The organism is uncultured Shewanella sp. (assembly GCF_947491715.1).
Taxonomy (GTDB): domain Bacteria; phylum Pseudomonadota; class Gammaproteobacteria; order Enterobacterales; family Shewanellaceae; genus Shewanella.
In genome coordinates this window covers 1-26,631 of record NZ_CANLKR010000054.1, presented here as the reverse complement: position 1 = coordinate 26,631, position 26,631 = coordinate 1, and the positions used below count along the sequence as shown (strand labels likewise).

The window sequence follows — 26,631 nt, the reverse complement described above, 5'->3', positions numbered from 1 at the left end:
TTAGGTCGTTGGCTTGAGGAGGCGTATTCTACGCATTTCCTCGTGTGCGTCAAGTGTTTTTTTAAGAAGTTTTTCAAAGGTTAACTCTTATACAATATAGGAATCACCTTCGCACTTCATAACTACTTGAAACGCTTGCCACCGCTGCTGTTTAACTAATGTTTTAACAACGCTTAGTAAGCTGCTTTGCCGTGTCAGTGGGTGCGCATTATAGGGAGATTTGGAATGAGCGCAAGGGCTTTTTTGCATTTAATTTAAAGAAATCATTTAAGTGAACACAAAGCCAGCTAAGTGGATAAAAAAAGGACTCAATGGTTATTCTACACTCACATATTGGCGACTTCTTTCACTCTATCAGTCCTTCAATTGTTGTTTACACTTTCACACATAACAAATATGACTTCTGCAACTTTACATTTAAACACGCCTACCAAACAAATACCCATAAAATCAAACCATATTGAAACATGGCGAAACATTTTAATATCAATACTTACTAGTTTACTGAAAATATTATCGTTATCATTATTTTCACTTACAACTACAGCAAATTGATACTGTATCAAGCATCCTAAAGGATTGTGTTTAACATGGATCTCACCCGCACGAGTACTCAACATATTGCAGCCACCTTAGTCTGCTTGCTATTAATTATCATCTTTGGATTATTAGCCGCCACCAAATTACCGATTCAACTTTTACCTGATCTACAACAACCTCAGATTTCTGTTTTTAATAACTGGCGAGCTGCGGCGCCACAGGAAATGGAAGCCAATATTATTGAACCTCAAGAGCAAGTACTGAAACGTGTGCCTGGGGTCTTAGAAATGGAGTCTTCAATTTCTCAAGGTTTTGGTCGAGTTTCATTAACCTTTGAAGTCGGACATAACATGCAAACAGCCATGATCGACGTCATTAATGCCATTAATCAAACTCCACCTAGACCCAGAGATGCTAATGAACCTTTTATAGACGTCGGTGGTGGTAACACCCCTAACCTCGCCTCTTTACTCATTCGAATGGATGACAACAATCCTCAAACTGATTTTGCTCAGTACCAACAATTAATTGATGAAGTTGTTGAACCCCGATTACGACAAATTACAGGGGTAGCCAGTGTAGGACTACAAGGACGCTCGCCGAAAGAGCTTCACATTATATTAAACCCTTACCGTATTGCCGCATTAAAAATCAACCTGACTCAAATTCAATCGGCCGTTATACGTGCCGCGAATATATCAGGTGGCAGCGCAAAAGTCGGTCGTCGTCAATACAATGTACGCTTTATAGGGCAATATACACCTGAAGATCTTGGCAGACTGATCATTAGTTACCAGCAAGGCAGACCTGTTTACCTCAATGAAATTGCTGAAATAGTGCTCACAACACGTGATAGAAATGGCTTTACTAAACGCAATGGATATCCCGCTTATTACATGACCATTCAAGGAGGGTTTGATGCTAACACCGTTGAAGTACTTGAAGGAATAAACCTTGCAATTGATGAACTCAATCAAGGTGCTTTAAAACAAGCAGGCTTAATCATTGAATTATCCTTCGATGCTTCAGTGCACATCAAGCGCGCCATTTTCTTGGTACAAAGTAACATTGCGCTAGGGATCTTACTGGCATTACTGATTTTGTATGCCTTCTTACGTAACCTTAATGCAACCCTAATGATTGCGTCGACAATTCCTGTCGCGCTTTTAATTGCCTTTGTTGTTTTACGTCTCATGGATCGTAGTTTAAATGTCATCTCTTTAGCAGGTTTAGCCTTTGCAGTTGGACTAGTATTAGACGCAGCAATAATAGTACAAGAAAATATTGTCCGGCTATTACAGCAGGGAATACCACTCCCCCAAGCCGTCATCAAGGGTACCACTCAAGTAAAAGGCGCCCTCCTTGCCTCCACTGCCACTACTGTGGCTATTTTCTTACCTGTATTATTTATGCCTGGCATTGAAGGACAGCTCTTTACCGATCTTGCATTAACATTGTCTGTTGCGGTTGTTTCCTCTTTTATTAGTGCCGTTACCTTAATCCCTGTTTTTAGTTTACTCTGGCTTAAGGTGGCTCCCGCACCAAATCATTTCGCTTCTCATCCAGGATCTGGTACGACGACACAACCGCAAGCAGCAATATCTTTTTGGCAAAGGTTATCTCAATACATACTTGCACTAACAGGCAATAATAAGCGCGCACTCATCTGGTGTAGCCTATTAATTGTCGGTAGTAGCATTATCACCTTACTATTATTACCTAGGGTCGATTTCTTACCGCAAACTAAAGCGGACAATATTGCCGTGTTTTTTTCCTTACCAGCGGGCGCAAACATCGATACCCTTGAAAGAGAAACAGCCGCAACCATCATTCAACGATTAAAACCTTACTACGAGAAACAACAGCAACCCTATATTCGTGGTTATAATCTATCAATGTACACCAACTTCAATGCCGCCTTTATTTATCCTGAAGATCCAAAGCAAGTTGAAACAATGATAGATATCCTCAAAAAGGATATTTTTGTCGATTTACCTGACCTTCAAGCTTTTGTAAATAGAGGCTCGCTTCTGCGAGTTGGTTTTAATGGCGGTCGTTCCATTACGCTAGATTTACAAGGACCTGAACTCCCTCTATTATTAAACGCAGCTGAAAAAGGCATGACTTTACTTGAACAAACATTGCCTGACGCTGTAGTACGCCCCATTCCAAGTTTGTCACTAGCACAGCCTGAGTTACAGCTTTTACCCAGCGAACATCAATTAGCCCAAGCAGGACTCGATAAAAGTCAACTTGCTCAAGCCATAAGAGCATACACCTCAGGTTTATTTGTTGGTGAGTACTTTGATGGTAATGAGCGTATGGATGTTTTATTACGCAGTCCTGAATGGCAAACACCTGAACAATTAGCAGCGCTACCTATACACACTCCCAATGCAGGAGTACAAACCATTGGTGAACTCACCGATATTCAACGTGCAGTCGGGCCCACACAATTACAGCGTATTAATGGAAAGCGAACGGTTAGCCTTTTGATCATTCCACCTGATGGTATGTCATTAGATGAGGCGCTCTCTCATATCAAGCATGAAGTCTTACCCAAACTTAAAAATGAATTAACAGCAGATTATATGGTGAAATTTCGTGGTAATGCCGATAAATTACAACACACATTGACAGATATGGGCTATAACTTTTTATTAGCGCTCGTCATTTTATTCTTATTAATGGCGGCCATGTTTAACTCTGCAAAAGACAGTTTATTGGTGCTCTTATCAATGCCACTGGCAATGGCTGGCGGTGTTGTGAGTCTGTGGATATTAAACTTGTTTACGTTTCAAAGTTTGGATCTCCTCACCATGATAGGGTTTATTATATTACTGGGCTTAGTGGTCAATAATGCCATTTTATTAGTCGACCAAACACGCCAAGGATTAGCTGCACATCATCACATAGATACCGCAATTTACCAGGCTGTGAGAAGTCGAGCACGTCCCGTTTATATGAGCACACTAACCTCTATTTTCGGTATGTTACCTTTAGCCCTAATTCCAGGCATAGGCAGTGAGATTTATCGGGGTTTAGCCGTCGTTATTGTAGGCGGTATGACTTTTAGCGCCCTATTTACTCTCATTCTCATGCCAAGTTTATTAAGATTAACCTATAAAACCACAACAAAAAATACAACGACAACCCCATCTCTAGCAGGGATCCACTCATGAAGCTTATTCACATTTATAGTCTCTTTTCATTCATATTCTCAAGCCATGTATTGGCAACCGAGTTAACGCCTGACAATATTGAAGCAGCAATCTTAGTTGAAGTCGCCAAAGTGGAAGCGCGAACACTGGCTCCCAAAACCATGATTGTAGGCTCTGTAAAACCTAAATATTATAGTGAATTAACAGCTGGGCTTACTGGCAAATTAACATGGATTGCTGATGCAGGCAGTCATGTAAAACATAACGATATCATTGCAACACTAGATGATCGACGCTTAAAGCTCCAACAAACAGAGCAACAAGCGCAAATCGAATACGAAACGGTACTGCTTAATCGTGAACAAGCTAACTTTGAAAGAGTCAGTCAACTCACTTCAAACATCAGCCTTTCTGAATTAGATCAAGTGCGTTCAGAACGTGATTTAGCGGCAACAAAATTGAAACTCGCCAAAATTAAACTTGCATTAATTCAAGATGAACTGGCAAAAACCAATATTCGTGCTCCTTTTGATGGCATCATTACACAAAAAATGCGCCAAACTGGAGAAGATGTTGCTACATCAAGTCCAATACTCTCCATGCTGGATCCACTACAATTAGAAATCCACCTTTATGCTCCGTTGAAATACTATCAAAGAGTAGCAGTGGGTGAACAGTTACATGTTTTTCACGCCCAAGGCAGTTTTATGGCTTCCATTCGTTACTTGATCCCTGTATCGAGTAACGACTCACAAACCTTTGAAGCCCGCATTTCCATTCCGAAGAATCAGCTATCTCATATCAATATTGGTGAAATTGTCTCTTTGGAAATGCCCATTGCCCCTAAGCGCTTAAGTTTACTCGTTCCGAGAGACGCCTTAGTTTTACGCTCGAATGAGCATTATGTCGTTAAAATCAATCAAGATAATCAAGCCGAAAAAATCGCAGTGACGATAGGAGAAGGCGAAGGAGATTGGATAGCTGTCACCAGTCAAGAACATCAAGCCTTACAAGCTCAAGATCTCATTGTGATTAGAGGGGCTGAAACCTTAAAAGCAGCACAAACCGTAAAATACACAACCACAGAGAGCAAGCCCGATATCGCTAGCTAGCACTTCTTTGTTAAAGGCAAACTAAAATCATACCCGTAGTATTTCATCAATACGGGTATGGAGCACTCAATGCATTAGCACATTAAGATTAGGATCCAATTATCCCATCTAATATTATTTATATATCCTTAATATAAAATACACCTACTATTTAACAAATAACTCCATTATTTATAGAGTGATATAGAAACTGAAATTTATTTTATTATTTTTTATATAGCTTATTATGTTAAATAAAAATATTGAAGATCCACAACAATAAAAATATCCAGTCTGCTTTTCCAATTTTAAACATCACTTCTCAGCATCAACCTAAGTGTTATATTCTGATTAAGTTTTCTTCTGATGATATAAATTATAATAAAAAGGATTGTTTTTTATTTTTAACATCTGTATATTTCACCCCGCTAGGAGCAACAGTGTCCGTTGATATTAACTAAGGCACTTAAATAACTTATGGATGAGTTGACTTTAGTCTAATATAAAACCTCATCACTTCTCATTTTTGTTCCTAGCTTTATTATAATTACAGGGACAATGAATAAATGAACAAATCTACAATCGCAGCCGCTCTTTTATTAAGTTTAACCAGTGCATCAGCATTTGCGGCAAATGATAATAACTATCACCACGAAGCTCAATTAGAATATAACAGCACAAGTGAGAATTTTTCTGACGGTGACTGGGATATGAACTACCGTTATTACACCCAATCTGTTGATCAAAAAACCGTGCCTTATGCATTAAGCGGTTTTTTAGCGCAAAGCTCTAATATTGGAGGCCATTTTGGTTTTAATAATGACGAGACAGATTTTCGCAATTATGGTATCGATGGCGAATATGTTTTTGACTCTAAGTGGTTTATTAATGGTAAATTAAATCGCGCCGATGAAAATTCATCAGATCAAATGACTTATGGTATTGGTGGTGGTTACTACTTCAATGATACCTCATCAGTCTATGCAAACTACCAACGCTTAGATGTTAATCATCATGGTGAAAACACCGATGTTTATACTTTTGGCGTCAAAGGTTATTTGCCTATTCCTGTTACTGAAGGTATTTTACTGGGCACAGAGTTAAACGGCAAACACTATTCAACTAAAGGTAAAACGTCGACCAATGACTTTAATATGTACGCAGATTGGTACATTACTCGCGCATGGTCATTCGGCGCTAATTACAAAATTGAAGATAAAAGTGGCAGCGATGATGGTTACAGCATCAACACTGCATACTTCTGGCGTCTAACAGATTCAATCTCGGCACGTATTTTAGTCGGTAAGCAATTTGAACCTAATCAAGATGGTGTATTTGGTAAATTAGCGATAAATGGCCGCTTCTAATATTCAACCAAGAATAGAATAAGTGTATCAACTTAAATAAAGTTGGTACTCCATAAAGAATGAATGCAAACCGCTTAGTCGCTAGCATTCATTTTTTTATTGAGATTATTTATTTAGATTACTTATCTATATTAGGCACTACTAATATTTTAGATCCATTTTATATTAAAGTCATCACTTCACTTGCATCTTTAATAATACTTCGCTTATAGTAACCGCGCTAGGAGCTAAGGGCTAAAAGTTAACGACTCATCCCCAAAAAACGAATTAATATAGACTTATGGATAAGCAGAGCTTTCTCTTTTTACCTCCTCGAATAATGTCTAACTATTTTGTCTCCTAGCCTTATTTTAATTACAGGGACAAAATTAATGAATAAAATCACACTTGCTAGCCTTATTTTATTGAGTTCAGTCATCCATACAAGCCATGCTGCCCAAGACAAGCCTTATCATCATGAGTCTCAAGTTGACTATATCACCTCAAGTGAAGACTTCTCAGATGGAAAATGGGGCCTACAATACCGTTATTTTCAACAAGCCGTCAATCAAGAAACAGTGCCCTATGCGTTAAGTAAATTCCTAGCCCAAACATCCAATATCGGTGGTGAGTATATTGGCTTTGACGGTAGTGATAAACAATATAACCTTGATGGTACTTATGTTTTTGACTCAAAATGGTTTATTGGTTTAGGTTATCAAAAAACAGATTTCAATGATGCTAACAATCTAAAGCTAATGAACCGTTATAATACTGTTGGCACCGATTCAAAAACTTACCGAGTCACTGGGGGGTATTACTTAAACAAAACCAGTGAGGTTTATTTATCCTATCAATATAACGATGGGAAGGAAGACAATTCTTTATACAATGCCGATACCACAGGCCACTATTACGGTTTAGGCCTAAGAACCTTAGTCCCCATGACTGTGACTGAAGGTATTTATATTGATGCCAATTACCAGTATGCTGATACTGAATTACAATATAATGGTACTTATACAGGCAAAACAACACAAAACAGTAATAACTTTAATCTAAAAGCCGACTGGTATTTTACCCGCTCTTGGTCTGTTGGCGGTTACTACCATACTGATGATAATAACAGTGACAACGATGACTATGGTGTCGGTACCGCATACTTTTTACGCTTAAACGATGTGTTATCTGCCCGTATTAACATCATTAAGCAATTTGAACCAGACTTAGATGGTGTTTACGGCAACTTAAGCGTCAATGCCAGATTCTAATCATTTTCCCCTTTCTCCCGTGCAACAATTACTGCACGGGAAGTATACATTAATCATTTATCATAACGCTTTCTCACCGCTTCCGGCATGAACTGAAGCTGTTTTTCTACCATTGCATTGAGTGCATTATATAAAGGGGCCACATCGAGTTGGTTATCAATTGTCTTCAGGCTAAGCGCCACAGCTTCAAGGGTGGATAAACTATCAACACGTGGAGCTTTACGTATTTTATACTGAGAAGACGCATCTAAATTTAAATGCAGAGCAGGATATTGTTCAAGCCAAGGATTTAGCGCCATCATTTTAAACACCTTACGCCAAGTACCATCTAAAAAAATCAAAACCGCATCCTTAACGGGCTTAACTTTATCAATACACCTACTGTCTTGAGTTGGATATATAACATATATTGCTTTTTGACTCTGCGCTAAAGTATCTCTTACTTCAGCAAAATCCTCAGGCGTCTCCCCCACAACAATAGTCACGTTAGGGATCACTAATGCCAGTAATTTTACGGTATTCTTAGCATGTTTCACTTCACTCGGATCTTGTAAAACAATCACTTCATTCGTCATTTTAAGCTGCGTTATACTCTCACAAATACACGCTATCTTTGGATATTGACACTTTACACATTTCTCACGTGACACAAGATAATTCTCTTCATTAAATAATCGATATAGCGCGATAAAAATCTCAATTTTGATATTGGCGAGTTTTACACTTCTAGTCTATATTCACAAGGCTGGGAGCGTAGGTATGAGTTAACTAACTCAATGCCAAAATAAATTTATGGATTAAGTTGTACCCTTAATAATACTCGCCTCCTAGTCTCATCAAAAGGGAGATGATTATGAAACGTACAACCGCTATTGCTATTTTACTTAGCTTAACAGGATCTGCCGCGATTGCAGCAGATGACAATAATTATAAGCATGAAATTCAAGCCTATTATTCTTCATCCAGTGAAGATTTTTCAGACGGGCGATATGGTCTAAGCCAGCGAAGTTACTTTGGGGGCGACGGTGTAAACCAAAGCACTGTTCCCTACGCATTAAGTGGCGAACTCGCTCAAAAAACAAATTTCGGTACTCATTTTGCGGGATTTAATGGCAACGGTAAAGATTACCATGTCGACATTGAGTATGTTTTTGATTCTAAAATTTTCATTGCCGCAAAATATTATAAGACTGAGCTAAAAGACTATGAAGTTGATGGCTATTTCAGTCTAGGTGACTATGATGACTTTTACGGTATGGATATCGATAGAAACTTTACCGTACAAGATTATAAGTCAGATGGCTATATTGGCGCGATCGGTTATTACTTTGACCCTAGCTCGTCAATCTATTTCGATTATCGTCGAGGCAACTTAAAAAATTACCGCACTGTTTTTACCACCGATTTGGAATTAAAAACAACCAGCAATAATTATGGTATAGGCGCAAATAGTTTCGTCGATTTTGTCCATACTGCAGGACTGTATATGGCTGCAAAATACACTTATACCTCCTATGAACAAAAGTTAGTTGGCTACAGTTCAAACTTTACCGATTCCATTAATAATCTTGATTTAGCTCTCGATTGGTACCTTACACAATCTTTTTCCATCGGTGGTCAATATCATACCGACGATAATGATTATGACGACAACGATAATGACTATAATGTCACCGCTGCATATTTCTGGCGTATGACTGATTTATTTTCTGCGCGATTTGAAGTCACCAAACAACTGGAACCCAGTTTAGATGGCGCCTATGGCCGTATCAGTTTTGATGCACGATTTTAAAACGCACTGCAGTTAGAGTCAATAAAGCGGCCAGCATAATGCTGGCCGCTGCAATACCAATCTAAGTAAATAAGTGGTTATTCAGCGAGAATTAAAAATGCGGTAGGCAAGGCAGCTATTTGAAGCTAATAGTTATTCTATATCAAAAATAGATAACGTAGCATAACGCGTTTTTAAACTCGCACAGAGTGAGCCGCTCTGGCATTCCACTTCTGTGTTGCATTCATTTGAAAGGGATTGCCATTACGGCATAAATACGCCTTGAAATGAAACGCCTGAGCGACTCTGAATTGATCATTTATTTACCTAGATTGGTATTATTATTCGCTCAATATTTTTTGCTCATGCCAATGAGACAAACTTTTTGTTTTCATTATGCCGATTGAGATACTGGATAACACTAACATCACTAAACCCACGGCATAAGGTGCACTTAAACTGGTTTGTTGCACTAAACCTGCCAATAAAGAGGCGCCACTCATTTGTATGAATCCCAATATTGCGGTTGCCGTCCCCGCTCTTTCTCCAAAGACAGACAAAGCCATGCTCGTCGCAGGTCCTAAGAGCAAAGCAAAACCAATGCACAATAAAAGAATGGGCAGCATAAAACTGAGTGCGGCCTCAAAACCACTATTGGGGCCCCATTCTTTCAAAATCAATTGCAAGCTCCCAGCAACAAACAAACATCCTAATGCCAAAATAACAGTGCCACGATTGCCTAACTGTTTCATCACCAAAGGAGCTGCGAAACAAGCCATAATATTAATGACTGCATTTAGTGCAAATAAACCACTAAACGTCAATTCTGACAAACCTAAATGTTCAATGATCCATACTGGCGCATAAGATACATAACTTAAAATTGATGTCATGCCAACCATACAAATAAAAGCATAAAACAAAAAATGAGGCTCTAACAATATAGGTTTATATCTCGCCCAACGGTATAATGGGCCTTCTGAAATAGTCTCCGCGGGTCTGGTTTCGGGTAAACGATAACCGACATAAATAATAACCAAGGTTGCATATAGCATCATAAAAACAAACGTTGAACGCCAGCCAAATTGTAACGCCAACATGCCCCCCAAAGTCGGTGCCAATGCTGGTATCACACAAATCATACCGTTTAAATAACTGTAATAGTGGGCCCCATCTTTAGCAGAAAAACTATCCCTCACTGCACTGAACACCACAATAGATGTTGCACACGCCGCCAAGCCTTGCAGTACTCTTGCTATTTGTAACCAATGAAAATCCACTGCTGTTGCTGCTAGCAAACTACTTAGGCAATACAACAAGATCCCGGCTAACGCGATAGGCCGCCTACCATATCGATCCGCTAATGGACCGATTAATAGCTGACCTGTTCCCATTGCAAAAAGAAATAACACCAAAGTCGATTGAATTTCACTTGCCGATACCCCGAATTCCATTGCCATGTTTGGCATTGAGGGTAAATAGATATCGATAGCGAGTGGGCTTAATACCACCATAGACATTAATATCGGTAATAAATTACGACGCATGCTGACGTTAACTCTCTTTAATTAGGTTATAAAGCGATCATTTTACCCAATTCATGTTATGAATAGAAATGATATGATTTACTAACTATATTTCCTATAAGGAATATCTATGAATTTAGATAATTTAGCCCGAATCGACCTAAATTTACTGGTGATTTTACAAATATTGATTGAAGAGCAAAGCGTGACACGAGCAGCTAATCGACTGCATTTAAGCCAATCATCCTTAAGCAAAAGCTTAAACCGATTAAGAGAAGCTTTAGGTGATCCTCTCTTTATCCGTACCGCTCACGGTTTAAAACCCACAGCACACACACTACATTTATCCAAAAAGCTCCCCCCCTTATTACAGCAAATATACCAACTGACACAGGCACCGCAATTTGTACCAACAAATAGTGAGCGACATTTTTCATTTGCCATGGTTGAAAGTGCTTACGATACATTAATACCATATTTTATTGGCCCTTTACTCAACCAAGCCCCCAATCTAAAACTAGACTCATATATTTGGACTGAGAAATCCATGCAAGCCATTCAACAAGGGCAAATTGACTTTGGTATTTCAGGACGAGACTTACATCCAAAATCTAACTTACAGATCCAGCAATTGCCGGAAGGTATTGAACACCAAACGTTATTCACCGATCATCAAATTTGTCTCGCCAGAAAAAATCACCCTATTTTAAATATAGTTAGATCTGGACAATGGGATCTTAAGCATTATCTCAACATGCAACATGTACAAGTCCGCTGCGAAGGCAATAATTGGTGGATGCTCGATTATCATTTAGCCGACTTAGGGTTGCGGCGAAACCTCAGTACAACAGTATCAGACTTTTATGGTGCAGCCAGCGTTTGCGCCCACACCGATCTTATTTTTACTCTGCCAAGTAGCTTTGCTTGCCATGCAAAAAAACTTTATCCATTAGTTGAGCTACCTTTACCCCTTTCTTTTGCTTCCATGGCATACGTACTACTGTGGCATACCCGTAATTCTGAGGAGCCTGGACATTTATGGATTAAAGACACCATATGTAAAAGCATTTCACAAATTGTGAAACCTGATGACTTAAATCTCACCTGAATAAGCCAGCAAGAGTGCTATGAAGCACTTCATTTTCGGTATATGATAAGATATTAAGTTTATTTAACGTGATCCTAGGCGCCACAAGGTGCAACATATAGACTGACATTGGTGCAAGCGCCCTGAAATTAATAGCGCCAGTCACCAATCATCAAATTTTATGGAGTCATTATGATTTACAGCCAATTTCAACAAGCCCAATTGCGAAATCGATTATCGGGTGCTCGTGGCTGGGCTTCCTTCGCGGTCGGTATTTTATTTCTTGCGCTGATCCTCATCGCTCTCCCCTTTATTCTATTACTCGGGGCGATCAGTTTTGTCACGTTAGCGCTATTTGGACGTGTTTTTTTAAAGCGTCAATTAGCCCGTTTTCGTCAGCAACAAGCCAAAGATCTCAATCAACAAGCACAAGATATTGATGCATCGCCCTCACAGGGTCGTACCTTTGAACACAACCCAAATGAAAAGTAATCCATTTGGGAGCGGTTCAATTTACATTATTCAATAGTCGATTATCCCAGTTCAACAGATCTCCTTCTTCTGAACTGGGCTCACCTCATTCGCCGTCATGGCTAATATTTTGACTCTCGTCTGTTTGCTCTCGTGATACCATATATAAGCGAAACAACGCCACATTAATAAATAAGCCAAGAAAAGCAACCACAACATCCATCAAATATTGCACTGGTAACCCAACCCCTTCAACTAGCTTTGCCAGCCCACCCCCTAATATTAATAAGGGGATATAAAGACTCGCTATCATCATCGTTTTATAAACAATAGGCCCACTAAAAACGAAACTACGCTTAATCGCTTCCATTGGTGTTAACCTTTCCACGACAACCATAAAATTCACAAACGCTAAACGAGAAAAAATATAAAAACTTGCCGCTAAGCCAATCACACCTAATACGGGAGCTATAGCCGCTAAAATAAAGAAAGGCCCTAATATTGCTAAACCCGAGAATACTCCAGCCAGCAATAAACCAGGCACAAAGTTTAAACTGGTTTTCAGTACTAAAGCATTACTTGGCTTGTGTCCTAATGAACGTAACTCTAAAAATAATGTCAATGCTGCAATTAGCAAAGAAAAAAGCAGTAATAAGACCATCATCACAATCATGTGACTTGCGTCAAATTGCGGATTTTGTTCATCAGCAGAAGTGATCTCTAAACTTAACCACATCTGTAATCCGACTTGGATCAACAGAATAGGGATAGTTAATGTTGCTAGTTGACTGATATTATTTCTAAAAAAATTCAATGCTTGATTTAAAATTGCAGACAATGACATGTGTCTTTCCAATAAATAATGTAGATAAAACGAATTAGTGCTAAGGATACCCAAGTTTTAACCTGAATGCACAATGCAAAGATTAAAATTATAGCGTTCTTAGTGTAAAAAAAATTCCTTGAGGACACAAAAAAGCTAAAATTATGGATATCAAATGATATAGGAAAACAGCCAATGAAATCCTTAACTAAATTACATTTAGCCCTCTTCCTCTGCATTTTCTCTTTCACAGCTTATGCAGCCCAGCTTGAAAATTTAGCCAACACTATGCTTCAAGCAGATAAAACCTCCACGACAAATAACACAAACCAAGCTGATTTAGTACAAATAACTATGGATCAATTAGGGATAACCCAAGCACAAGCCCAAGGTGGGCTCGGCAGTCTTCTGTCAATGGCCAAGTCAAGTCTTGGGGGAAGTAGCTTTGACCCTATCGCCAATTCTATTCCTAATATTAATAGCTTACTGCAAGCAACCCCTGAGGTAGATAACAGCTCACCCTTGTCCACACTCAGTAATCAACTAGGCAACCTCAGCCCAACGGCAAAAGGAGGACTTATGGTATACAATGCTTTTGAACAATTGGGCTTGTCCAAAGAGATGGTTGACCCTATGATGGATATTCTTGGAGATTATTTAAATACCAATGGCAGCAAAGGCAGTTCAGACTTACTCATGAAAGCATTAACTCCTTTAACGGTCACACAAGATCCCCTCGATCTTAAATAAACAGCCCAATGTGTCATTAATCCTTTTTAACATTGAGTATCACTATGATAGAGAAATTAAAGCAGTTCTTAAATTTTCATGCTCAAGAACTTTCCCCAGAAGACAAAGCTCAGCACTTGAATTTAGCGGCAGCTTGCTTACTATTAGAAGTCATCTATGCCGATGAGTCTTTTTCTGCTGAAGAAGCAAAATTACTCCCAGAGCTGCTTTCTAAAACACTGAAGTTAAACAAGGATGAAGTTAACCAACTGATTAATGAAGCAAAAAACAAACAGAAAAAAAGCACGTCTCTTTTTGAGTTCACATCAGAAATCAATAACCAATACTCTATTAAGCAGAAACAACAATTAATTTTAGCCATGTGGCGTTTAGCTTATGCCGATGGTCATCTATGCCAATATGAAGATCAATTGATCCGTCGAATGGCTGAATTGCTTTATTTAAAACACAGTGAACTCATACAAATGCGTAATCTTGCACTCAAAGATAAACACTAAAAAGCCACTTTATGTGGCTTTAATAAAATGGCTCGAAATTTAAGCTAAGGCGGCTTGCCTGCGCTTATTATGTTGTTTACGCCACTCCAAGCCACCAAATAAGACAAAGAGCAAACATACCGCGTAGAGCATATTAGTGCCTAAGGCGGCCGCAAGCACTAGACATAACACACAACTTGTTAACACCAATGGCCAATAGCCTTTACTCAATAACCGTCCTGCCGCCAACATAGAGGCTAAGTAAATAATCACAAAAACACCATTCGTCCACGAAATAAGATCGTCTAACTCTTGCCCTGTCATATAAGTCATCACAATAACACATGCCATAACAACAAGTACTGTGTTTGATGCTCTTGCAGGTAACCCACTTCCATTCAATGTCGAAAAATACTGCGGTAATACACCTTCATGACTAAAACTGTGAATAAGTCGCGATACACTTGCAGTGTAAACATTCACCGTCGCCAAACCACTTGCAATACCTAGAATGCCAATTATTTGCGCCCCATAACCACCAAAAAGTTGATTAATGACTCCCACCATAGCAACGCCACTATTTGTCGGCACCAGTAATAACAGCAAAGTGCAACCCAAATAAACAAGCCCGACTAACACGGTGCCAATCATCATTGCTGGTAACATGTCTTTTTTAGGATTGCGAAAGTCATTAGCCAGATGTGTCATCGCTTCCACACCTAAAAAACTCCAAAAAGCAATACTGGCAGCAATAGCAATCGAATTGATGTCTGCCTCAATATGTGTAGTAAACCTCTTAATATCACCAATATTAGTCCCTACTGAGCCAAATAATCCAACGACTACCGCCACAACACCTAAGGTCAGCATAAACTGCATTTTTGCCGAGACCTGAATGCCTTTTTGATTCAAAAAAAACAATACACAAAGAAGTAATAGTTCTACCCCCACCTGAAACCAACCTGATAACGCCACTAACTCATTTACAAACTGAAAAGTCATCAAAATTGCAGCGGGTGCCCCTAATGGCACAACAAGGACAAACATGAGGCCAATGGTTCGCCCCGCACTTTGTCCAAATGCTTTCTCAACAAAGTATGCAGGACCTGCTGCATGAGGAAAAGCACCTGCTAAGCGACCAAATACTAAAGTGATAGGGATAATCGCCGCCGTAAGCAATGCCCAAGCAATTAATGCACCATTCCCTGCTGCCTCTATGGTCAATTGCGGTAAAATAAAAACACCTGTACCTAGCAAAGTTGTGGCCATTAAACCCGCACCTTGCCAACACCCAATCTTTCCTTTCATCGATGATTCTTACACTATTTAACTGATTGATAATCAGTCTATTATAAATAGACTTCCCCCCAAAGTCTGATGTTCAACCCTGTCATACTCACACCATTTCCGTTAAAATGACGGAATTCTCTCGACATTGGCGCATTCTGCCTTAAAGACCCACATGGATAAATTTGACTCTGCCATTTTGAATACACTCAAACAAGACGCTAGACAAAGCATCTCAGGGATTGCTGAACAAGTGAGTTTATCCCGTTCAGCGGTATCCGAGAGAATAAAGAAAATGGAACAAACAGGGGTTATTCGAGGCTATCAAGTACTGTTAAGTGAATCTCAAAAAGTGGGCGTATCTGCTTATTTTGAAATTCAACATCACTGCCCACGATGTGCAGACGTGATCCATGTTTTTCAAGCGATTCCTGAAGTCATTACCTGCCGTGGGATCACTGGCGATATGGATTTGTTAGTCTATGTACAAGCAAAATCGATGCAAAGGCTTCATGAAATCAGAGAGTTTATTGATGCGCAGACAGATATTATTAAAATAAAAACCCATGTCGTGATGAGTGAATGGATAGACAATCAAGGCTAAAAGTGAAAAACCTGCCGTAGCAGGTTTTTTTTAAATAAACGTCGAATAATTACGCTTCCATTCGACCTTTTAATTTATTCATGGCATTCTTTTCAAGCTGCCTGATACGCTCTGCTGATACCTGATAAGTTTCAGCCAATTCTTGTAGCGTTGCCTTTTCATCATTTAACCAGCGCGCTTGTAAAATATGCTGGCTGCGTTCATCTAACGTTTTAATTGCTGACAACAGACGGGAATGATTTTGAGAGTCCCAATTATCATTTTCAACTTGCGAAGCCAGATCAGAAGAATGATCCTCTAAATAGTGCATTGGCGCAAAATCGTGCTCATCATCATTATCACTAGACAAATCAAACGCAGGATCTTGTGCCGCCATACGCGACTCCATTTCAGTCACATCCGCTTTCGATACACCTAAATTTTCGGCCACCATGCTCACTTCAGCGTCACTAAACCAGCCTAAACGTTTCTTTGCTTTACGTAGATTGAAAAATAACTTACGTTGGGCTTTTGTTGTTGCCACTTTTACAATACGCCAATTTTTCAAGACATATTCATGTATTTCCGCTTTTATCCAATGCACAGCAAAAGACACCAAACGCACACCAACATCAGGATCAAAGCGCTTAACCGCTTTCATCAAGCCAATATTGCCTTCTTGGATTAAGTCCGCTTGCGGTAAGCCATAACCTGAATAACCTTTAGCAACATGAACCACAAATCTCAAATGAGACATAATTAACTGCTTTGCCGCTTGCAAGTCACCCGTTTCTTGAAGACGTTTCGCCAACTCATATTCCTGCTCAGGCTCAAGCATACTAATACTTTGGGCCGAGTGAACATAAGACTCTAAGCTACCACTACTTTGAGGAACCATTAGTGCCATTGTTTGCGTTTGATCAGTCATTCACGCTCCTAACTGTACTTAAACTCTATCGATATACTGCTTCAGTCAAGACTGCTAGCAGGTTGAAGAACTATCGACTATCTGACAGAATATGTCAACTATTCTACTAAGTAAATCTCACTTAATTATACTCAAATGGTCTATTACTCTATGTGATAAAGATCGCTATTTTCATTATCACCGATCTCTTCTAGCGTTTATTTTTACAACAAGATAACTCAAATGCAAATGAAGTCTGGTTCATCTACTTTTCTTGCTCAAGTAATGCAAACAAACTAAGAAGGTTCAATTGCCTTTAAATGCTGCCTGACAGACAAATAAGAACCTAACCATCCAAGAAAAGAAGCCAATATAACCAATTGAATTAATTCTGAAAAGGTTAATGATTGCATTTTCAATTCACTGCCATACAAGCCTAAAAGCTCTCCTAATGCCGATGACAAATATAATACTAAGATATTAATAATTAGCCAAGCCAGTACCCCACCTATAATACCGTACCAAATGCCGGTATAAAGGAAGGGTCGCCGAATAAAAGCTTCTGTGGCTCCCACCAGCTTCATCACTTCAATTTCTGTTTGCCTATTCATAATGGCGAGTCGAATAGTATTTCCTATGACTAAAACCACTGCCAGCACCAACAAGGTAGCAATCGCTAACACCGTTCGTTCAAGTAAATTTAATATCGCTTGCAAACGCTCTAACCATTCAATATCCAAACGACCAAAACTCACTTCTGACTCTTGTTCTAATTTCGTCAGCAACCTTCTCGCCCCTTCTGGGCTTGAATAATGCAAGGTAGGAATAACCGTAATCACAGCTGGCAAAGGATTCGAATCTAAATAAGATAGTGCTTCACCAAAGCCTGAAAGACGCTGAAACTCAGCCAAAGCTTGTGAACGATCAATGTAATTAACCTCACTGACTTCAGGATAAGACTGAATGCGTGTCAATAGACTTTGCATCGTCTTCTCACTAGGCTGATTTTCAATGAACAATGAGATTTCAGCAGCACTGTTCCATGAATGCGTAATCGCCTCAGCATTTTTAACAAGCACTTGTAGAGCAGCTGGTAAGCTTAAGCTCAAACCCAACACCAGCATAGTCATTAACGATGACACAGGATTACGCCACAACTCGCCCATGCTCGTCATGCCATGTTGAACATGACGTACGAAAAACATGATAAAACGGCCCGATAAAGGAAGCTTACTGCGATTAAGTGAAATAGGCTTAGATTGACTCATGAATACGTTCCTTTCAACGTCACAATCACTCTCCTTTACAGATAAGATAAAATAATAATCATTTACTGGTGCGCTAGCTCTTGTGCTCCTAGCATTTTTCCTTGTTTTAGGGTCAAAGTGCGATATTTCATTCGCGCAATTAACCCCAAATCATGAGTAGCAATTAACACCGTTGTACCTGCGTTATTAAAGGTTTCAAATAAACGTAATATATCCATTGATAACTTAGGATCTAAGTTCCCTGTAGGCTCATCGGCTAATAACAAAGGTGGCTTATTCACAATAGCGCGAGCAATCCCCACTCTTTGCTGCTCCCCCCCTGATAACATTATGGGCTGATGTCTTTCTTTGCCATACAAACCAACCATATCTAAAGCACCTGCGACTCGCTTGCGAATTTCGCCGTGAGAAAAACCTTCTATCATCAAAGGTAAAGCGACATTGTCAAACACACTCTTGTTCATCAATAAATGATGGTTTTGGAAAATCATGCCAATATCACGACGAAGGTAGGGCACTTGATCTCGCTTCACTTTTGCTATGTCATAGCCATTAATCGCAACACGACCACCATTGGCTCTTTCTATTACAGTGATTAATTTGAGCAAGGTACTTTTTCCTGCGCCGGAATGCCCAGTTAAAAAAGCCATTTCACCCACCTTTAAATGAAAGCTCACATCTGATAGTGCTTTTTGACCACCAGCATAGACTTTACTGACTTGCTCAAATTCAATCATGCATTCTCCCTGGACCCCTTTCATTCAGACAACTAATGAGTTAGTTACTTGTCGAGATTATCCATACTCTCTTGGCTAAATAAAGCGTCAATAAAGTCTTTAGCATTAAAAGTACGTAAATCCTCAATTTGCTCTCCCACACCAATATGACGAATGGGAATACCAAATTTATCGGCAATGGCGAAAATAACACCACCTTTTGCCGTACCATCTAACTTACTAATAGTGATCCCTGTCACACCAACCGCTTCTTTAAAGAGTTGAGCTTGACTAATCGCATTTTGCCCTGTGCTGGCATCAAGCGTTAACATCACCTCATGGGGTGCATTCGCATCTTGCTTTTTCATGACACGCACAACTTTCTTCAATTCATCCATTAAATGCGATTTATTTTGCAATCGACCCGCAGTATCGGCAATCAAAACATCGATGTTACGCGCCTTTGCTGACTGTAATGCATCAAACAATACTGAAGCACTGTCTGCGCCAGTATGTTGAGCAACCACAGGAATATCATTTCGCTGCCCCCACACTTGTAATTGCTCCACCGCAGCCGCCCTAAAGGTATCTCCAGCAGCCAGCATCACCGACTTACCTTGTGCCTGATATTGTTTCGCTAACTTGCCTATGGTGGTTGTTTTACCCACACCATTGACACCCACCATTAAAATGACAAAAGGCCCATCATTATTTTCAGGTACTAACGGCACAGACACAGGCTCTAAGGTTTTTTGCATTTCTTCTCTAAGCAAATCATATAACGCTTCACCATCTTTTAACTGCTTTCGACTTGCCAGATCGGTTAAAGTATCAATTAAGCGAGTGGTGGTTTCGACACCCACATCGGCAATTAATAATTGCTCTTCTAACTCTTCAAATAGATCATCATCAATTTTTTTACCACGAAAAAGCCCAATAAAACCGCTACCAATATTGTCACTGGTTCGCTTTAATCCGCGCTTTAAACGAGCAAAAAAGCCTTCTTTAGCCGGTTTCGCTTGTGGCTCTGGTTGGACTTCTTGCTCATTATTTTCTGCTTTCTCTGTAGCTAATCGTTCTTCTTCAGCTTTAACCGTTGCTCTTTCTAACGCTTGGCGGGCTTGTTCCTCTATCTCGGCTTTTTCTGTAGCTAAGCGTTCTTCTTCAGCTTTTATCGCTGCCCTTTCTAACGCTTGGCGTGCTTGTTCATCAGCAGCCGCTTTTTCAGCAGCTAACCGTTCTTCTTCAACTTTAACCGTTGCCCTTTCTAACGCTTGGCGTGCTTGTTCATCAGCAGCCGCTTTTTCAGCAGCTAACCGTTCTTCTTCAGCTTTAACCGTTGCCCTTTCTAACGCTTGACGCGCTTGTTCGTCAGCAGCCGCTTTTTCTGCAGCTAACCGTTCTTCTTCAGCTTTAACCGTTGCTCTTTCTAAGGCTTGACGCGCTTGTTCATCAGCAGCCGCTTTTTCTGCGGCCAGCCTTTCTTCTTCAGCTTTTATCGCTGCTCTTTCTAACGCTTGACGCGCTTGTTCATCAGCAGCCGCTTTTTCTGCAGCTAACCGTTCTTCTTCAGCTTTTATCGCTGCCCTTTCTAACGCTTGGCGCGCTTGTTCATCAGCCGCCTTTTCTGCAGCCAATTGTTCTTCTTCAGCTTTTAATGCATCCAAGCGAGCCTTTTCTGCCTCCTTGACAACTTCACTGTCAACTTTTTCTTGTTGTGTTTGTGCAGCCTTAGCTTCTTCTAACGCCCTTGCCTCAAGCTGCTCTTTTTCATTCTGTACTTTATCTTCTATTACCGTTTCTGTTGGTGCAGCCTTGATTTCATCTTTAGATTTATCTTTACGAAACCAAGAAAAAAAACCTTTTTTTGCCATGTTGGATACCAGTGCTCAAATAACGAATATATAATGCAATTAGGATAAAAGACGCCTAAAAACACCTCAATGATACATTAAAATAGAGATGTTAATCGACAAAACGACGGTATCTCACCTTTTATGCTCACTTTAATATAAAATACCGACCTTAAATCAAAGCGTGACAGTCTACCACTTTCTTTCTTCAGGCAAAATCATGAGGGCAAAATGACCAAAAAAAAACCAAATATGGGTCAAGTTCGTATCATTTCAGGACAATGGCGATCACGTCGTTTACCCATTCATGATTTAGAAGGTTTACGTCCAACCACAGATCGCGTTAAAGAAACCCTGTTTAACTGGCTCAATGCAAATGTGGTAGGCGCACGAGTATTAGATTGCTTCACTGGCAGCGGTGCACTCAGTTTTGAAGCCTTATCACGGTACGCCGCCTTCGCACAGATGTTTGAATTGCAATCCTCTGCCGCCAAGCAATTGCAACAGAACTTAACCACATTAGAATGTGAACAAGGCCACGTCATAAAAGGTGATACACTGACTTTACTCAAGACTCCACCGAGTGAGCCCTTTAATATTATCTTTATCGACCCGCCGTTTCGGCAACAACTTGCGGCCCCCTGTATTGAACAACTCACCGCTCAGCAATGGTTGGCACCAGATGCGTTAATTTATCTGGAAACCGAAACAGAAATATCGTTATCATCGCTCAATATTCCACAAAGCTGGACACAGCTTAAAGAAAAAGCAGCTGGACAAGTTACTTATCGTTTATTTCAATCAATAAATACAAACTAACATTTGCTTTATACTTTCCTAAACTTAAAATATATTAAGTTTAGGAAAGTATTTTATGCTGACATCACCGACATAAAAATTACCTGCTCTCGTTGAAGCCTCATCTTTATTCACGCCCAGAGCCACAGCCCTATAGCTAACGATCAAATGTATTAAAACCAACACCATTAAATGCAGCATTGCTTCCCATGTCATTGAATAAAATGGTATGGCTCCCGACGTCTAAATCGACACCGAAACTTTAGATTGAGATGAAGAGTTTTGAATAATAAACGCTTTGGCTAAGTATTTGCGCTGCATATTATTACATTCAGAGACTAAAAATGCCCCTTTATATTAAAAATAATGACTAAATGATCTTTCATCGTAAAAAAATAACAGCCATTACGTTATCCCGTACAATATAAACAATAAAAAGCCGAAGATTTATTTACCAATACAGTCACAAATGCTAATGATTAATAGATAAGTCACAATTATAAAATGTAGTGAACAACAGAATGAAAAAAGTTCCCCTTATTTTCCCCACTATGCGGCTGCCTTTTATTTTATTGATCATTTGCTTTGCTGCATGGGGTGTGGCGGCCAACATGACCGATCCATTGGTGAAAGTTTTTAGTCAAATTTTTACGATGTCCAGTGTTCAATCTGCATTAGTTCAATTTTCATATTATGGTGCTTACTTTTGCTTAGCCATTCCAGCAGCCATGATCAATAAGCGTTATTCTTATAAAACAGGCGTGCTAACAGGATTAGGACTGGCCATTATCGGCGCTTTTCTATTTTATCCAGCCAGTCAATCGCTTTCATATGGCTACTTTCTCACCGCACTTTTTATTCTAGCAGGAGGACTCTCTATTTTAGAAACCTCTGCAAGCCCTTATGTCATTACTATGGGGCCAAGTGAAAATGCCACGAAAAGACTCAACTTTGCGCAATCTTTTAATCCCATAGGAACAAATATTGGCGTTTTTCTTGCGGCCAGCTTTATTCTTCCTCATTTAAATCCAGCAACAGCTCAAGAACGCATGAACATGCCCATTGAGCAGCTAACATCCATACAAACCAGCGAACTAAATGCGGTTATGACCCCCTATGTTGGTATGGCATTCGCCTTGTTACTCACTTGGGTAGCCATTGCAGTAAATAAGGCACCCGCTGTCTCTTCTTCGCCTTCATTAACAAAGCATCCTAAAATACGATTCCTCTCTACCTTCTCCCATTTAATGAAAAATCGACATTATAAATATGGCGTAATGGCTCAATTTTTTAATATGGCCGCCCAAACTTGTGTATGGACGTTCACAATAAGATATGTCATGAATGCCATCTCGGTAAATGCTGAAGAAGCTGGCACCTATTTGCAATACAGCATGCTCACTTTTCTTTTTTCTCGCTTTATCATGACTTGGTTAATGGGCTATATTAAACCCACTTCATTACTTGCCTTCTCGACAATAATCGCAGCGAGTTTGTCCATTTATATGATGTTCACACCAACTCTCTACGGTGTTTATGCGCTCGTTGCAATATCCGCTTGTATGTCTCTAATGTTTCCAACTATTTATGGTATTGCACTGCAAGGGCTCAAACAGGACACTCAATTTGGCGCAGCCGGTTTAGTCATGGCCATGTTGGGCGGCGCTTTAATGCCTATGGTTCAAGGTTTACTGATTGATCAATACAATGTCAGTTTCTCCTACATGATCCCCGCAATCTGCTTTTTAATCGTTACCTGTTACGCCCTGTTTGATCTTAAAAGTATACGAGTCAGCCATACTCATTCACAGAAAGAATAACAATGACTGTGAATGATTAACCAACTAAACATGTTAATTCATACCAATAATGTATTCATTGCAGACTTAGCTTTCTCTATACTCTCCCTCGCTATACTATCGTCCATAGCTAGCCCCTCAGCATACACAAACTCTACATTTTCAATGCCAATGAATCCTAGAACAGTTTTTAAATATGGCACGAGATGATCACTAGCCCTATTTTTATGCACACCACCTCGCGTCGTGATAACGATCGCCTTTTTATTCTTCAATAACCCTACGGGTCCCTTATCGGTATAACGAAAGGTGACCCCCGCCCTAGCCACAAGATCAATCCATTGCTTCAATTGAGTGGGAACAGTAAAGTTATACATAGGGGCTGCTATAATAATCTGTTCATGACTTTTTAACTCTTGCACTAAGCTATCAGCTAGCTTTATGACAGATTGCTGACGAAGACTCAAATGCTCTTCACCTCGCAAGCCCGCAGCCAGTTCTCCATCCAATGTAGGTAATCCACTGGTTGTTAAATCTCTAATTGTCATTGCAATATTTCGAAAGGACAATTGCTCAACGGCATAATCAATCATCTGATTTGATTTAGATTTATCACCTAATATACTTGAAGTTAATACTAATACTTTAGACATCATCGACTCCATTATTGCCTTGAAGATAACATGAAAAGTTACCTTCAAATTGTGCAAAAGTGCGGTAAAGAGACCATTTCTCTTTACTATGAGTCCAATTCTAACAACCAAGTAATTAGAATAAAAACGCATTAAATTGTCATAAAGAAACTAAAAAATAGAAAGGTTAAGTCTCATTTCACGTTACTGGAGTGGCCACATAAACGCCTTTAAAAGATGCGCACAGCTTATCAGCACAATAAAGCTCAACAAGTAATGGGCATTTCAATCGGCGGCTTTTTTCAAACCCAGATAAGTCAATATTTGGCCAAGTGACTAGGGCTCTAGCTTGCCCATGAATAGGAGCGATATATCTCACATCCGCCTTAGCTAAAACAATGTCACCACTGACTTTATGTTGCTTTAGCTTCAACCACACCAATCCCCACCCAGTTAATGTCATTAAGGTATAAATACTGCCAGCAAACATAGTCTGGTGTAAGTTGATATTGGGTGCCAGTGGCGCAGAAACAGATAAGGTTTGCTCTTCAAATGTATCCGCGCTGACTTGCATAAACTCACTTAAGGGGATCGTTTCATACCAAGTTGCGGTTAATTCTTTTAATATATTTTTTGTGTCAATGAACGGAGCACTCATCATTTACCTTATCTTAAATAAAATTCAAAAAACTTACACTCGCAACTGAAAAGTCACCGGTCCGTCGTTAACCAAAGACACTTGCATATCGGCAGCAAATTGCCCAGTTTGGGTAGTCGTGCCCTCACTTCTACAATATTTAACAAAATCATTATATAGGACTTCGGCTTGTTCAGGCGTTCCCGCCCCCGAAAAGCTAGGGCGCAATCCTTTTTTTGTCTCTGCAGCAAGCGTAAACTGGGAAACAACTAATAATTCCCCTGAGATTTGCTGTAAATTTAAATTCATCTTGCCATTTTCATCTGAAAACACGCGATATTGCATCACTTTTTTAGCCAGTTTTTGCATTTTTTCCTGATTGTCCTCCTTTTCTACACCTAATAGCACCAATAAACCTTGCTTTATCTCACCGCAAACTATGCCATTAACTTCCACACTTGCATGCTTAACCCTTTGAATTAAAGCTATCATTTCTATTTTTCGCTTCTATTTGACATAAATATCTTAAAATACACTAAACGCTTACTCTTCATCTACCTCTGCAATGAGTTTCTGTAATTGTTGATCGATATGTTCAGGCAAAGCCGCTGTAATTTCTGCCCCAATTAATACAATCACCCAAGATAAATAAACCCAAACAAATAAAATGGGAATAGAGGCTAACGCCCCATAAATGGCTTCATAGGTTGGAAATTGAGTGACGTACAAAGTAAAACCCTTTTTACTGAGTTCAAAGAGAAGCGCCGCAACAAGCGCGCCAAATAACGCATGAAGAAATTTCACCTTCTGATTTGGTACAACCATATATAGCAATAAAAATGCAGCCATAGAAAAAAGCATAGGTAAACGCTTCACTAAGGGAGCAACATTAACAAAATCGGTGTCACTGAAAATTTTAAGCGACACGATATAAGAACTCGCCACTAAACTTGCCCCCACCAGTACAGGACCTAAGGTCAACACCATCCAATACATAGAAAAAGACACTACACTCCGCCTTTTCTCCTTGGTTCGCCAAATACTATTGAGCGCCTTATCAATCGCAGAGATCAAGAAAATAGCCACCAGCACTAAGGCGGCAATCCCGACTGTCGTTCCCTTTGAAGCATTTTCAACAAACTCATTCAAGTAGACTTGAACTGTATCACCTGCAGCAGGTAAAAAGTTCTTATAAACAAAACCTTCTATTTCATCTCTAAGACCAACAAACACTGGAAAAGCGGATAACATAGACACCATAACGGCCACTAAAGGCACTAAAGATAATAAGGTTACATAGGCTAAATGTCCTGCTCGAATATTCACTTGATCTGTTTTTAATCTTGCGAGTAAATGCACAAAAAAATCCCAAAAACCCCGAAACAAACTAATAAGCTGTTTAATATTAATCATTTTATTCATAAGGTTTCTCTTGCTTTTGCCCTAGTTGCTTAAGTATCTTTAACCATATAAGTTTATATTAACAAATTACAAAGGTAGATCTATGTCTCAACAAGGTTCAGCAGGTAATGTCATTGCAGCCATCGCTAGCTTTTTCATTCCTGGTCTTGGGCAACTGGTACAAGGACGTGTTTTGGCCGCCCTATTGTTTTTTGTTTTTATTGGGGCAGCATACGCAATGTGGATATTTATTATCCCTCCTATTATAGGTGTGCTCTTGCATATCTGGTGTATTGTCGATGCAGCAACCTATAAAAATTGAGCCGCTCATCACAATGTTTTGTCTTTATTGGCGCCGCTTACGCAATGTGGATATTTATTATCCCTCCTATTATAGGTGTGCTCTTGCATATCTGGTGTATTGTCGATGCAGCAAC

General features: G+C 39.6%; 25 protein-coding genes. 13 read left to right on the top strand and 12 right to left on the bottom strand.

Annotated elements, in window-relative coordinates:
- Positions 1-590: 590 nt before the first annotated feature.
- The 4 genes from Q0779_RS22100 to Q0779_RS22085 all read left to right on the top strand — a co-directional run bounded on the left by Q0779_RS22100 (position 591) and on the right by Q0779_RS22085 (position 7,409).
- Positions 591-3,722, top strand: a complete 3,132-nt coding sequence (locus Q0779_RS22100) for an efflux RND transporter permease subunit (protein ID WP_298776115.1) — start codon at positions 591-593, stop codon at positions 3,720-3,722.
- The gene (locus tag Q0779_RS22095) at positions 3,719-4,813 is read left to right on the top strand and encodes an efflux RND transporter periplasmic adaptor subunit (RefSeq protein ID WP_298776112.1); all 1,095 of its coding nucleotides are present in this window, start codon (positions 3,719-3,721) and stop codon (positions 4,811-4,813) included. Before Q0779_RS22100 ends, Q0779_RS22095 begins: the two co-directional genes overlap by 4 nt.
- Positions 4,814-5,358: 545 nt before the next feature.
- Positions 5,359-6,159: a putative porin gene (locus Q0779_RS22090; protein WP_298776111.1), complete on the top strand. Its 801-nt coding sequence runs from the start codon at positions 5,359-5,361 to the stop codon at positions 6,157-6,159.
- Between the two features lie 371 nt (positions 6,160-6,530).
- The gene (locus tag Q0779_RS22085; protein WP_298776108.1) at positions 6,531-7,409 is read left to right on the top strand and encodes a putative porin; all 879 of its coding nucleotides are present in this window, start codon (positions 6,531-6,533) and stop codon (positions 7,407-7,409) included.
- A 53-nt stretch (positions 7,410-7,462) separates the two neighbouring features.
- Here the strand turns inward: Q0779_RS22085 and Q0779_RS22080 are convergent, their stop codons facing one another.
- Positions 7,463-8,059, bottom strand: a complete 597-nt coding sequence (locus tag Q0779_RS22080) for a tRNA-uridine aminocarboxypropyltransferase (protein ID WP_298776105.1) — start codon at positions 8,057-8,059, stop codon at positions 7,463-7,465.
- 203 nt (positions 8,060-8,262) lie between these two features.
- Between Q0779_RS22080 and Q0779_RS22075 the strand changes: the two genes are divergently transcribed.
- Entirely contained in the window at positions 8,263-9,201 is a 939-nt protein-coding gene (locus tag Q0779_RS22075; RefSeq protein WP_298776103.1) for a hypothetical protein, read from the top strand.
- Positions 9,202-9,521: 320 nt separating this feature from the next.
- Here Q0779_RS22075 and Q0779_RS22070 read toward each other — a convergent pair whose 3' ends face one another.
- On the bottom strand, positions 9,522-10,727 hold the full coding sequence (locus Q0779_RS22070; RefSeq protein ID WP_298776100.1) for a multidrug effflux MFS transporter: 1,206 nt from the start codon (positions 10,725-10,727) through the stop codon (positions 9,522-9,524).
- Between the two features lie 109 nt (positions 10,728-10,836).
- On the opposite strand from Q0779_RS22070, the gene Q0779_RS22065 reads away from it, so the two are divergent.
- Positions 10,837-11,814, top strand: coding sequence for a LysR family transcriptional regulator (locus Q0779_RS22065; protein WP_298776097.1), 978 nt, complete (start codon positions 10,837-10,839; stop codon positions 11,812-11,814).
- Between the two features lie 171 nt (positions 11,815-11,985).
- Positions 11,986-12,285, top strand: a complete 300-nt coding sequence (locus tag Q0779_RS22060) for a hypothetical protein (RefSeq protein WP_298776095.1) — start codon at positions 11,986-11,988, stop codon at positions 12,283-12,285.
- An 85-nt stretch (positions 12,286-12,370) separates the two neighbouring features.
- Here Q0779_RS22060 and Q0779_RS22055 read toward each other — a convergent pair whose 3' ends face one another.
- On the bottom strand, positions 12,371-13,108 hold the full coding sequence (locus Q0779_RS22055; RefSeq protein WP_298776093.1) for a hypothetical protein: 738 nt from the start codon (positions 13,106-13,108) through the stop codon (positions 12,371-12,373).
- Between the two features lie 174 nt (positions 13,109-13,282).
- On the opposite strand from Q0779_RS22055, the gene Q0779_RS22050 reads away from it, so the two are divergent.
- Both Q0779_RS22050 and Q0779_RS22045 read left to right on the top strand, forming a co-directional pair.
- The gene (locus Q0779_RS22050) at positions 13,283-13,837 is read left to right on the top strand and encodes a DUF2780 domain-containing protein (protein WP_298776091.1); all 555 of its coding nucleotides are present in this window, start codon (positions 13,283-13,285) and stop codon (positions 13,835-13,837) included.
- 44 nt (positions 13,838-13,881) lie between these two features.
- Complete coding sequence (locus Q0779_RS22045) at positions 13,882-14,334, top strand: TerB family tellurite resistance protein (RefSeq protein ID WP_298776089.1); 453 nt, start codon at positions 13,882-13,884, stop codon at positions 14,332-14,334.
- Positions 14,335-14,373: 39 nt separating this feature from the next.
- Here Q0779_RS22045 and yjeH read toward each other — a convergent pair whose 3' ends face one another.
- Complete coding sequence (gene yjeH, locus Q0779_RS22040) at positions 14,374-15,621, bottom strand: L-methionine/branched-chain amino acid transporter (protein ID WP_298776087.1); 1,248 nt, start codon at positions 15,619-15,621, stop codon at positions 14,374-14,376.
- 154 nt (positions 15,622-15,775) lie between these two features.
- On the opposite strand from yjeH, the gene Q0779_RS22035 reads away from it, so the two are divergent.
- A complete protein-coding gene (locus Q0779_RS22035; RefSeq protein WP_298776086.1) occupies positions 15,776-16,204 on the top strand; it encodes an Lrp/AsnC family transcriptional regulator in 429 nt (142 codons plus the stop codon).
- 49 nt (positions 16,205-16,253) lie between these two features.
- Here Q0779_RS22035 and rpoH read toward each other — a convergent pair whose 3' ends face one another.
- The 4 genes from rpoH to ftsY form a co-directional block, all read right to left on the bottom strand.
- Complete coding sequence (gene rpoH, locus Q0779_RS22030; protein ID WP_298776083.1) at positions 16,254-17,111, bottom strand: RNA polymerase sigma factor RpoH; 858 nt, start codon at positions 17,109-17,111, stop codon at positions 16,254-16,256.
- Between the two features lie 275 nt (positions 17,112-17,386).
- Positions 17,387-18,358: a permease-like cell division protein FtsX gene (gene ftsX, locus Q0779_RS22025; RefSeq protein WP_298776081.1), complete on the bottom strand. Its 972-nt coding sequence runs from the start codon at positions 18,356-18,358 to the stop codon at positions 17,387-17,389.
- 62 nt (positions 18,359-18,420) lie between these two features.
- Positions 18,421-19,095 (bottom strand): cell division ATP-binding protein FtsE, encoded by a 675-nt coding sequence (ftsE, locus tag Q0779_RS22020; RefSeq protein WP_298776078.1) that lies wholly within the window; start codon positions 19,093-19,095, stop codon positions 18,421-18,423.
- 44 nt (positions 19,096-19,139) lie between these two features.
- Positions 19,140-20,948: a signal recognition particle-docking protein FtsY gene (gene ftsY / locus Q0779_RS22015; RefSeq protein ID WP_298776075.1), complete on the bottom strand. Its 1,809-nt coding sequence runs from the start codon at positions 20,946-20,948 to the stop codon at positions 19,140-19,142.
- A gap of 210 nt (positions 20,949-21,158) precedes the next feature.
- Between ftsY and rsmD the strand changes: the two genes are divergently transcribed.
- Together rsmD and fucP are read left to right on the top strand one after the other, a co-directional pair.
- Positions 21,159-21,746 carry a 16S rRNA (guanine(966)-N(2))-methyltransferase RsmD gene (gene rsmD, locus Q0779_RS22010; RefSeq protein ID WP_298776072.1) on the top strand — a complete coding sequence of 196 codons (588 nt, stop codon included), beginning with the start codon at positions 21,159-21,161 and terminating at the stop codon, positions 21,744-21,746.
- A 500-nt stretch (positions 21,747-22,246) separates the two neighbouring features.
- Complete coding sequence (gene fucP / locus Q0779_RS22005; protein ID WP_298776071.1) at positions 22,247-23,545, top strand: L-fucose:H+ symporter permease; 1,299 nt, start codon at positions 22,247-22,249, stop codon at positions 23,543-23,545.
- A gap of 38 nt (positions 23,546-23,583) precedes the next feature.
- Here the strand turns inward: fucP and Q0779_RS22000 are convergent, their stop codons facing one another.
- The 4 genes from Q0779_RS22000 to Q0779_RS21985 form a co-directional block, all read right to left on the bottom strand.
- Positions 23,584-24,177: an FMN-dependent NADH-azoreductase gene (locus Q0779_RS22000; protein ID WP_298776069.1), complete on the bottom strand. Its 594-nt coding sequence runs from the start codon at positions 24,175-24,177 to the stop codon at positions 23,584-23,586.
- Positions 24,178-24,355: 178 nt separating this feature from the next.
- Positions 24,356-24,817 (bottom strand): thioesterase domain-containing protein, encoded by a 462-nt coding sequence (locus Q0779_RS21995; protein WP_298776067.1) that lies wholly within the window; start codon positions 24,815-24,817, stop codon positions 24,356-24,358.
- 30 nt (positions 24,818-24,847) lie between these two features.
- Positions 24,848-25,285: a D-aminoacyl-tRNA deacylase gene (gene dtd / locus Q0779_RS21990; RefSeq protein WP_298776064.1), complete on the bottom strand. Its 438-nt coding sequence runs from the start codon at positions 25,283-25,285 to the stop codon at positions 24,848-24,850.
- 51 nt (positions 25,286-25,336) lie between these two features.
- Positions 25,337-26,215 carry a virulence factor BrkB family protein gene (locus Q0779_RS21985; RefSeq protein WP_298776062.1) on the bottom strand — a complete coding sequence of 293 codons (879 nt, stop codon included), beginning with the start codon at positions 26,213-26,215 and terminating at the stop codon, positions 25,337-25,339.
- Between the two features lie 82 nt (positions 26,216-26,297).
- On the opposite strand from Q0779_RS21985, the gene Q0779_RS21980 reads away from it, so the two are divergent.
- Positions 26,298-26,516, top strand: a complete 219-nt coding sequence (locus Q0779_RS21980) for a hypothetical protein (RefSeq protein WP_298776061.1) — start codon at positions 26,298-26,300, stop codon at positions 26,514-26,516.
- Positions 26,517-26,631: the final 115 nt, after the last annotated feature.

What these genes read in the sequence shown, in the direction of transcription:
- Q0779_RS21995 (WP_298776067.1), bottom strand. Translation starts at nt 24,817, where the DNA reads ATGATGAGTGCTCCGTTCATTGACACAAAAAATATATTAAAAGAATTA.
- rsmD (WP_298776072.1), top strand. Translation starts at nt 21,159, where the DNA reads ATGACCAAAAAAAAACCAAATATGGGTCAAGTTCGTATCATTTCAGGA.
- Q0779_RS22050 (WP_298776091.1), top strand. Translation starts at nt 13,283, where the DNA reads ATGAAATCCTTAACTAAATTACATTTAGCCCTCTTCCTCTGCATTTTC.
- Q0779_RS21980 (WP_298776061.1), top strand. Translation starts at nt 26,298, where the DNA reads ATGTCTCAACAAGGTTCAGCAGGTAATGTCATTGCAGCCATCGCTAGC.
- yjeH (WP_298776087.1), bottom strand. Translation starts at nt 15,621, where the DNA reads ATGAAAGGAAAGATTGGGTGTTGGCAAGGTGCGGGTTTAATGGCCACA.
- rpoH (WP_298776083.1), bottom strand. Translation starts at nt 17,111, where the DNA reads ATGACTGATCAAACGCAAACAATGGCACTAATGGTTCCTCAAAGTAGT.
- Q0779_RS22085 (WP_298776108.1), top strand. Translation starts at nt 6,531, where the DNA reads ATGAATAAAATCACACTTGCTAGCCTTATTTTATTGAGTTCAGTCATC.
- ftsE (WP_298776078.1), bottom strand. Translation starts at nt 19,095, where the DNA reads ATGATTGAATTTGAGCAAGTCAGTAAAGTCTATGCTGGTGGTCAAAAA.
- Q0779_RS22035 (WP_298776086.1), top strand. Translation starts at nt 15,776, where the DNA reads ATGGATAAATTTGACTCTGCCATTTTGAATACACTCAAACAAGACGCT.
- ftsX (WP_298776081.1), bottom strand. Translation starts at nt 18,358, where the DNA reads ATGAGTCAATCTAAGCCTATTTCACTTAATCGCAGTAAGCTTCCTTTA.
- Q0779_RS22070 (WP_298776100.1), bottom strand. Translation starts at nt 10,727, where the DNA reads ATGCGTCGTAATTTATTACCGATATTAATGTCTATGGTGGTATTAAGC.
- Q0779_RS22100 (WP_298776115.1), top strand. Translation starts at nt 591, where the DNA reads ATGGATCTCACCCGCACGAGTACTCAACATATTGCAGCCACCTTAGTC.
- Q0779_RS22055 (WP_298776093.1), bottom strand. Translation starts at nt 13,108, where the DNA reads ATGTCATTGTCTGCAATTTTAAATCAAGCATTGAATTTTTTTAGAAAT.
- Q0779_RS22075 (WP_298776103.1), top strand. Translation starts at nt 8,263, where the DNA reads ATGAAACGTACAACCGCTATTGCTATTTTACTTAGCTTAACAGGATCT.
- Q0779_RS22095 (WP_298776112.1), top strand. Translation starts at nt 3,719, where the DNA reads ATGAAGCTTATTCACATTTATAGTCTCTTTTCATTCATATTCTCAAGC.
- Q0779_RS22065 (WP_298776097.1), top strand. Translation starts at nt 10,837, where the DNA reads ATGAATTTAGATAATTTAGCCCGAATCGACCTAAATTTACTGGTGATT.
- Q0779_RS22090 (WP_298776111.1), top strand. Translation starts at nt 5,359, where the DNA reads ATGAACAAATCTACAATCGCAGCCGCTCTTTTATTAAGTTTAACCAGT.
- Q0779_RS21985 (WP_298776062.1), bottom strand. Translation starts at nt 26,215, where the DNA reads ATGAATAAAATGATTAATATTAAACAGCTTATTAGTTTGTTTCGGGGT.
- ftsY (WP_298776075.1), bottom strand. Translation starts at nt 20,948, where the DNA reads ATGGCAAAAAAAGGTTTTTTTTCTTGGTTTCGTAAAGATAAATCTAAA.
- dtd (WP_298776064.1), bottom strand. Translation starts at nt 25,285, where the DNA reads ATGATAGCTTTAATTCAAAGGGTTAAGCATGCAAGTGTGGAAGTTAAT.
- Q0779_RS22045 (WP_298776089.1), top strand. Translation starts at nt 13,882, where the DNA reads ATGATAGAGAAATTAAAGCAGTTCTTAAATTTTCATGCTCAAGAACTT.
- Q0779_RS22000 (WP_298776069.1), bottom strand. Translation starts at nt 24,177, where the DNA reads ATGTCTAAAGTATTAGTATTAACTTCAAGTATATTAGGTGATAAATCT.
- Q0779_RS22060 (WP_298776095.1), top strand. Translation starts at nt 11,986, where the DNA reads ATGATTTACAGCCAATTTCAACAAGCCCAATTGCGAAATCGATTATCG.
- fucP (WP_298776071.1), top strand. Translation starts at nt 22,247, where the DNA reads ATGAAAAAAGTTCCCCTTATTTTCCCCACTATGCGGCTGCCTTTTATT.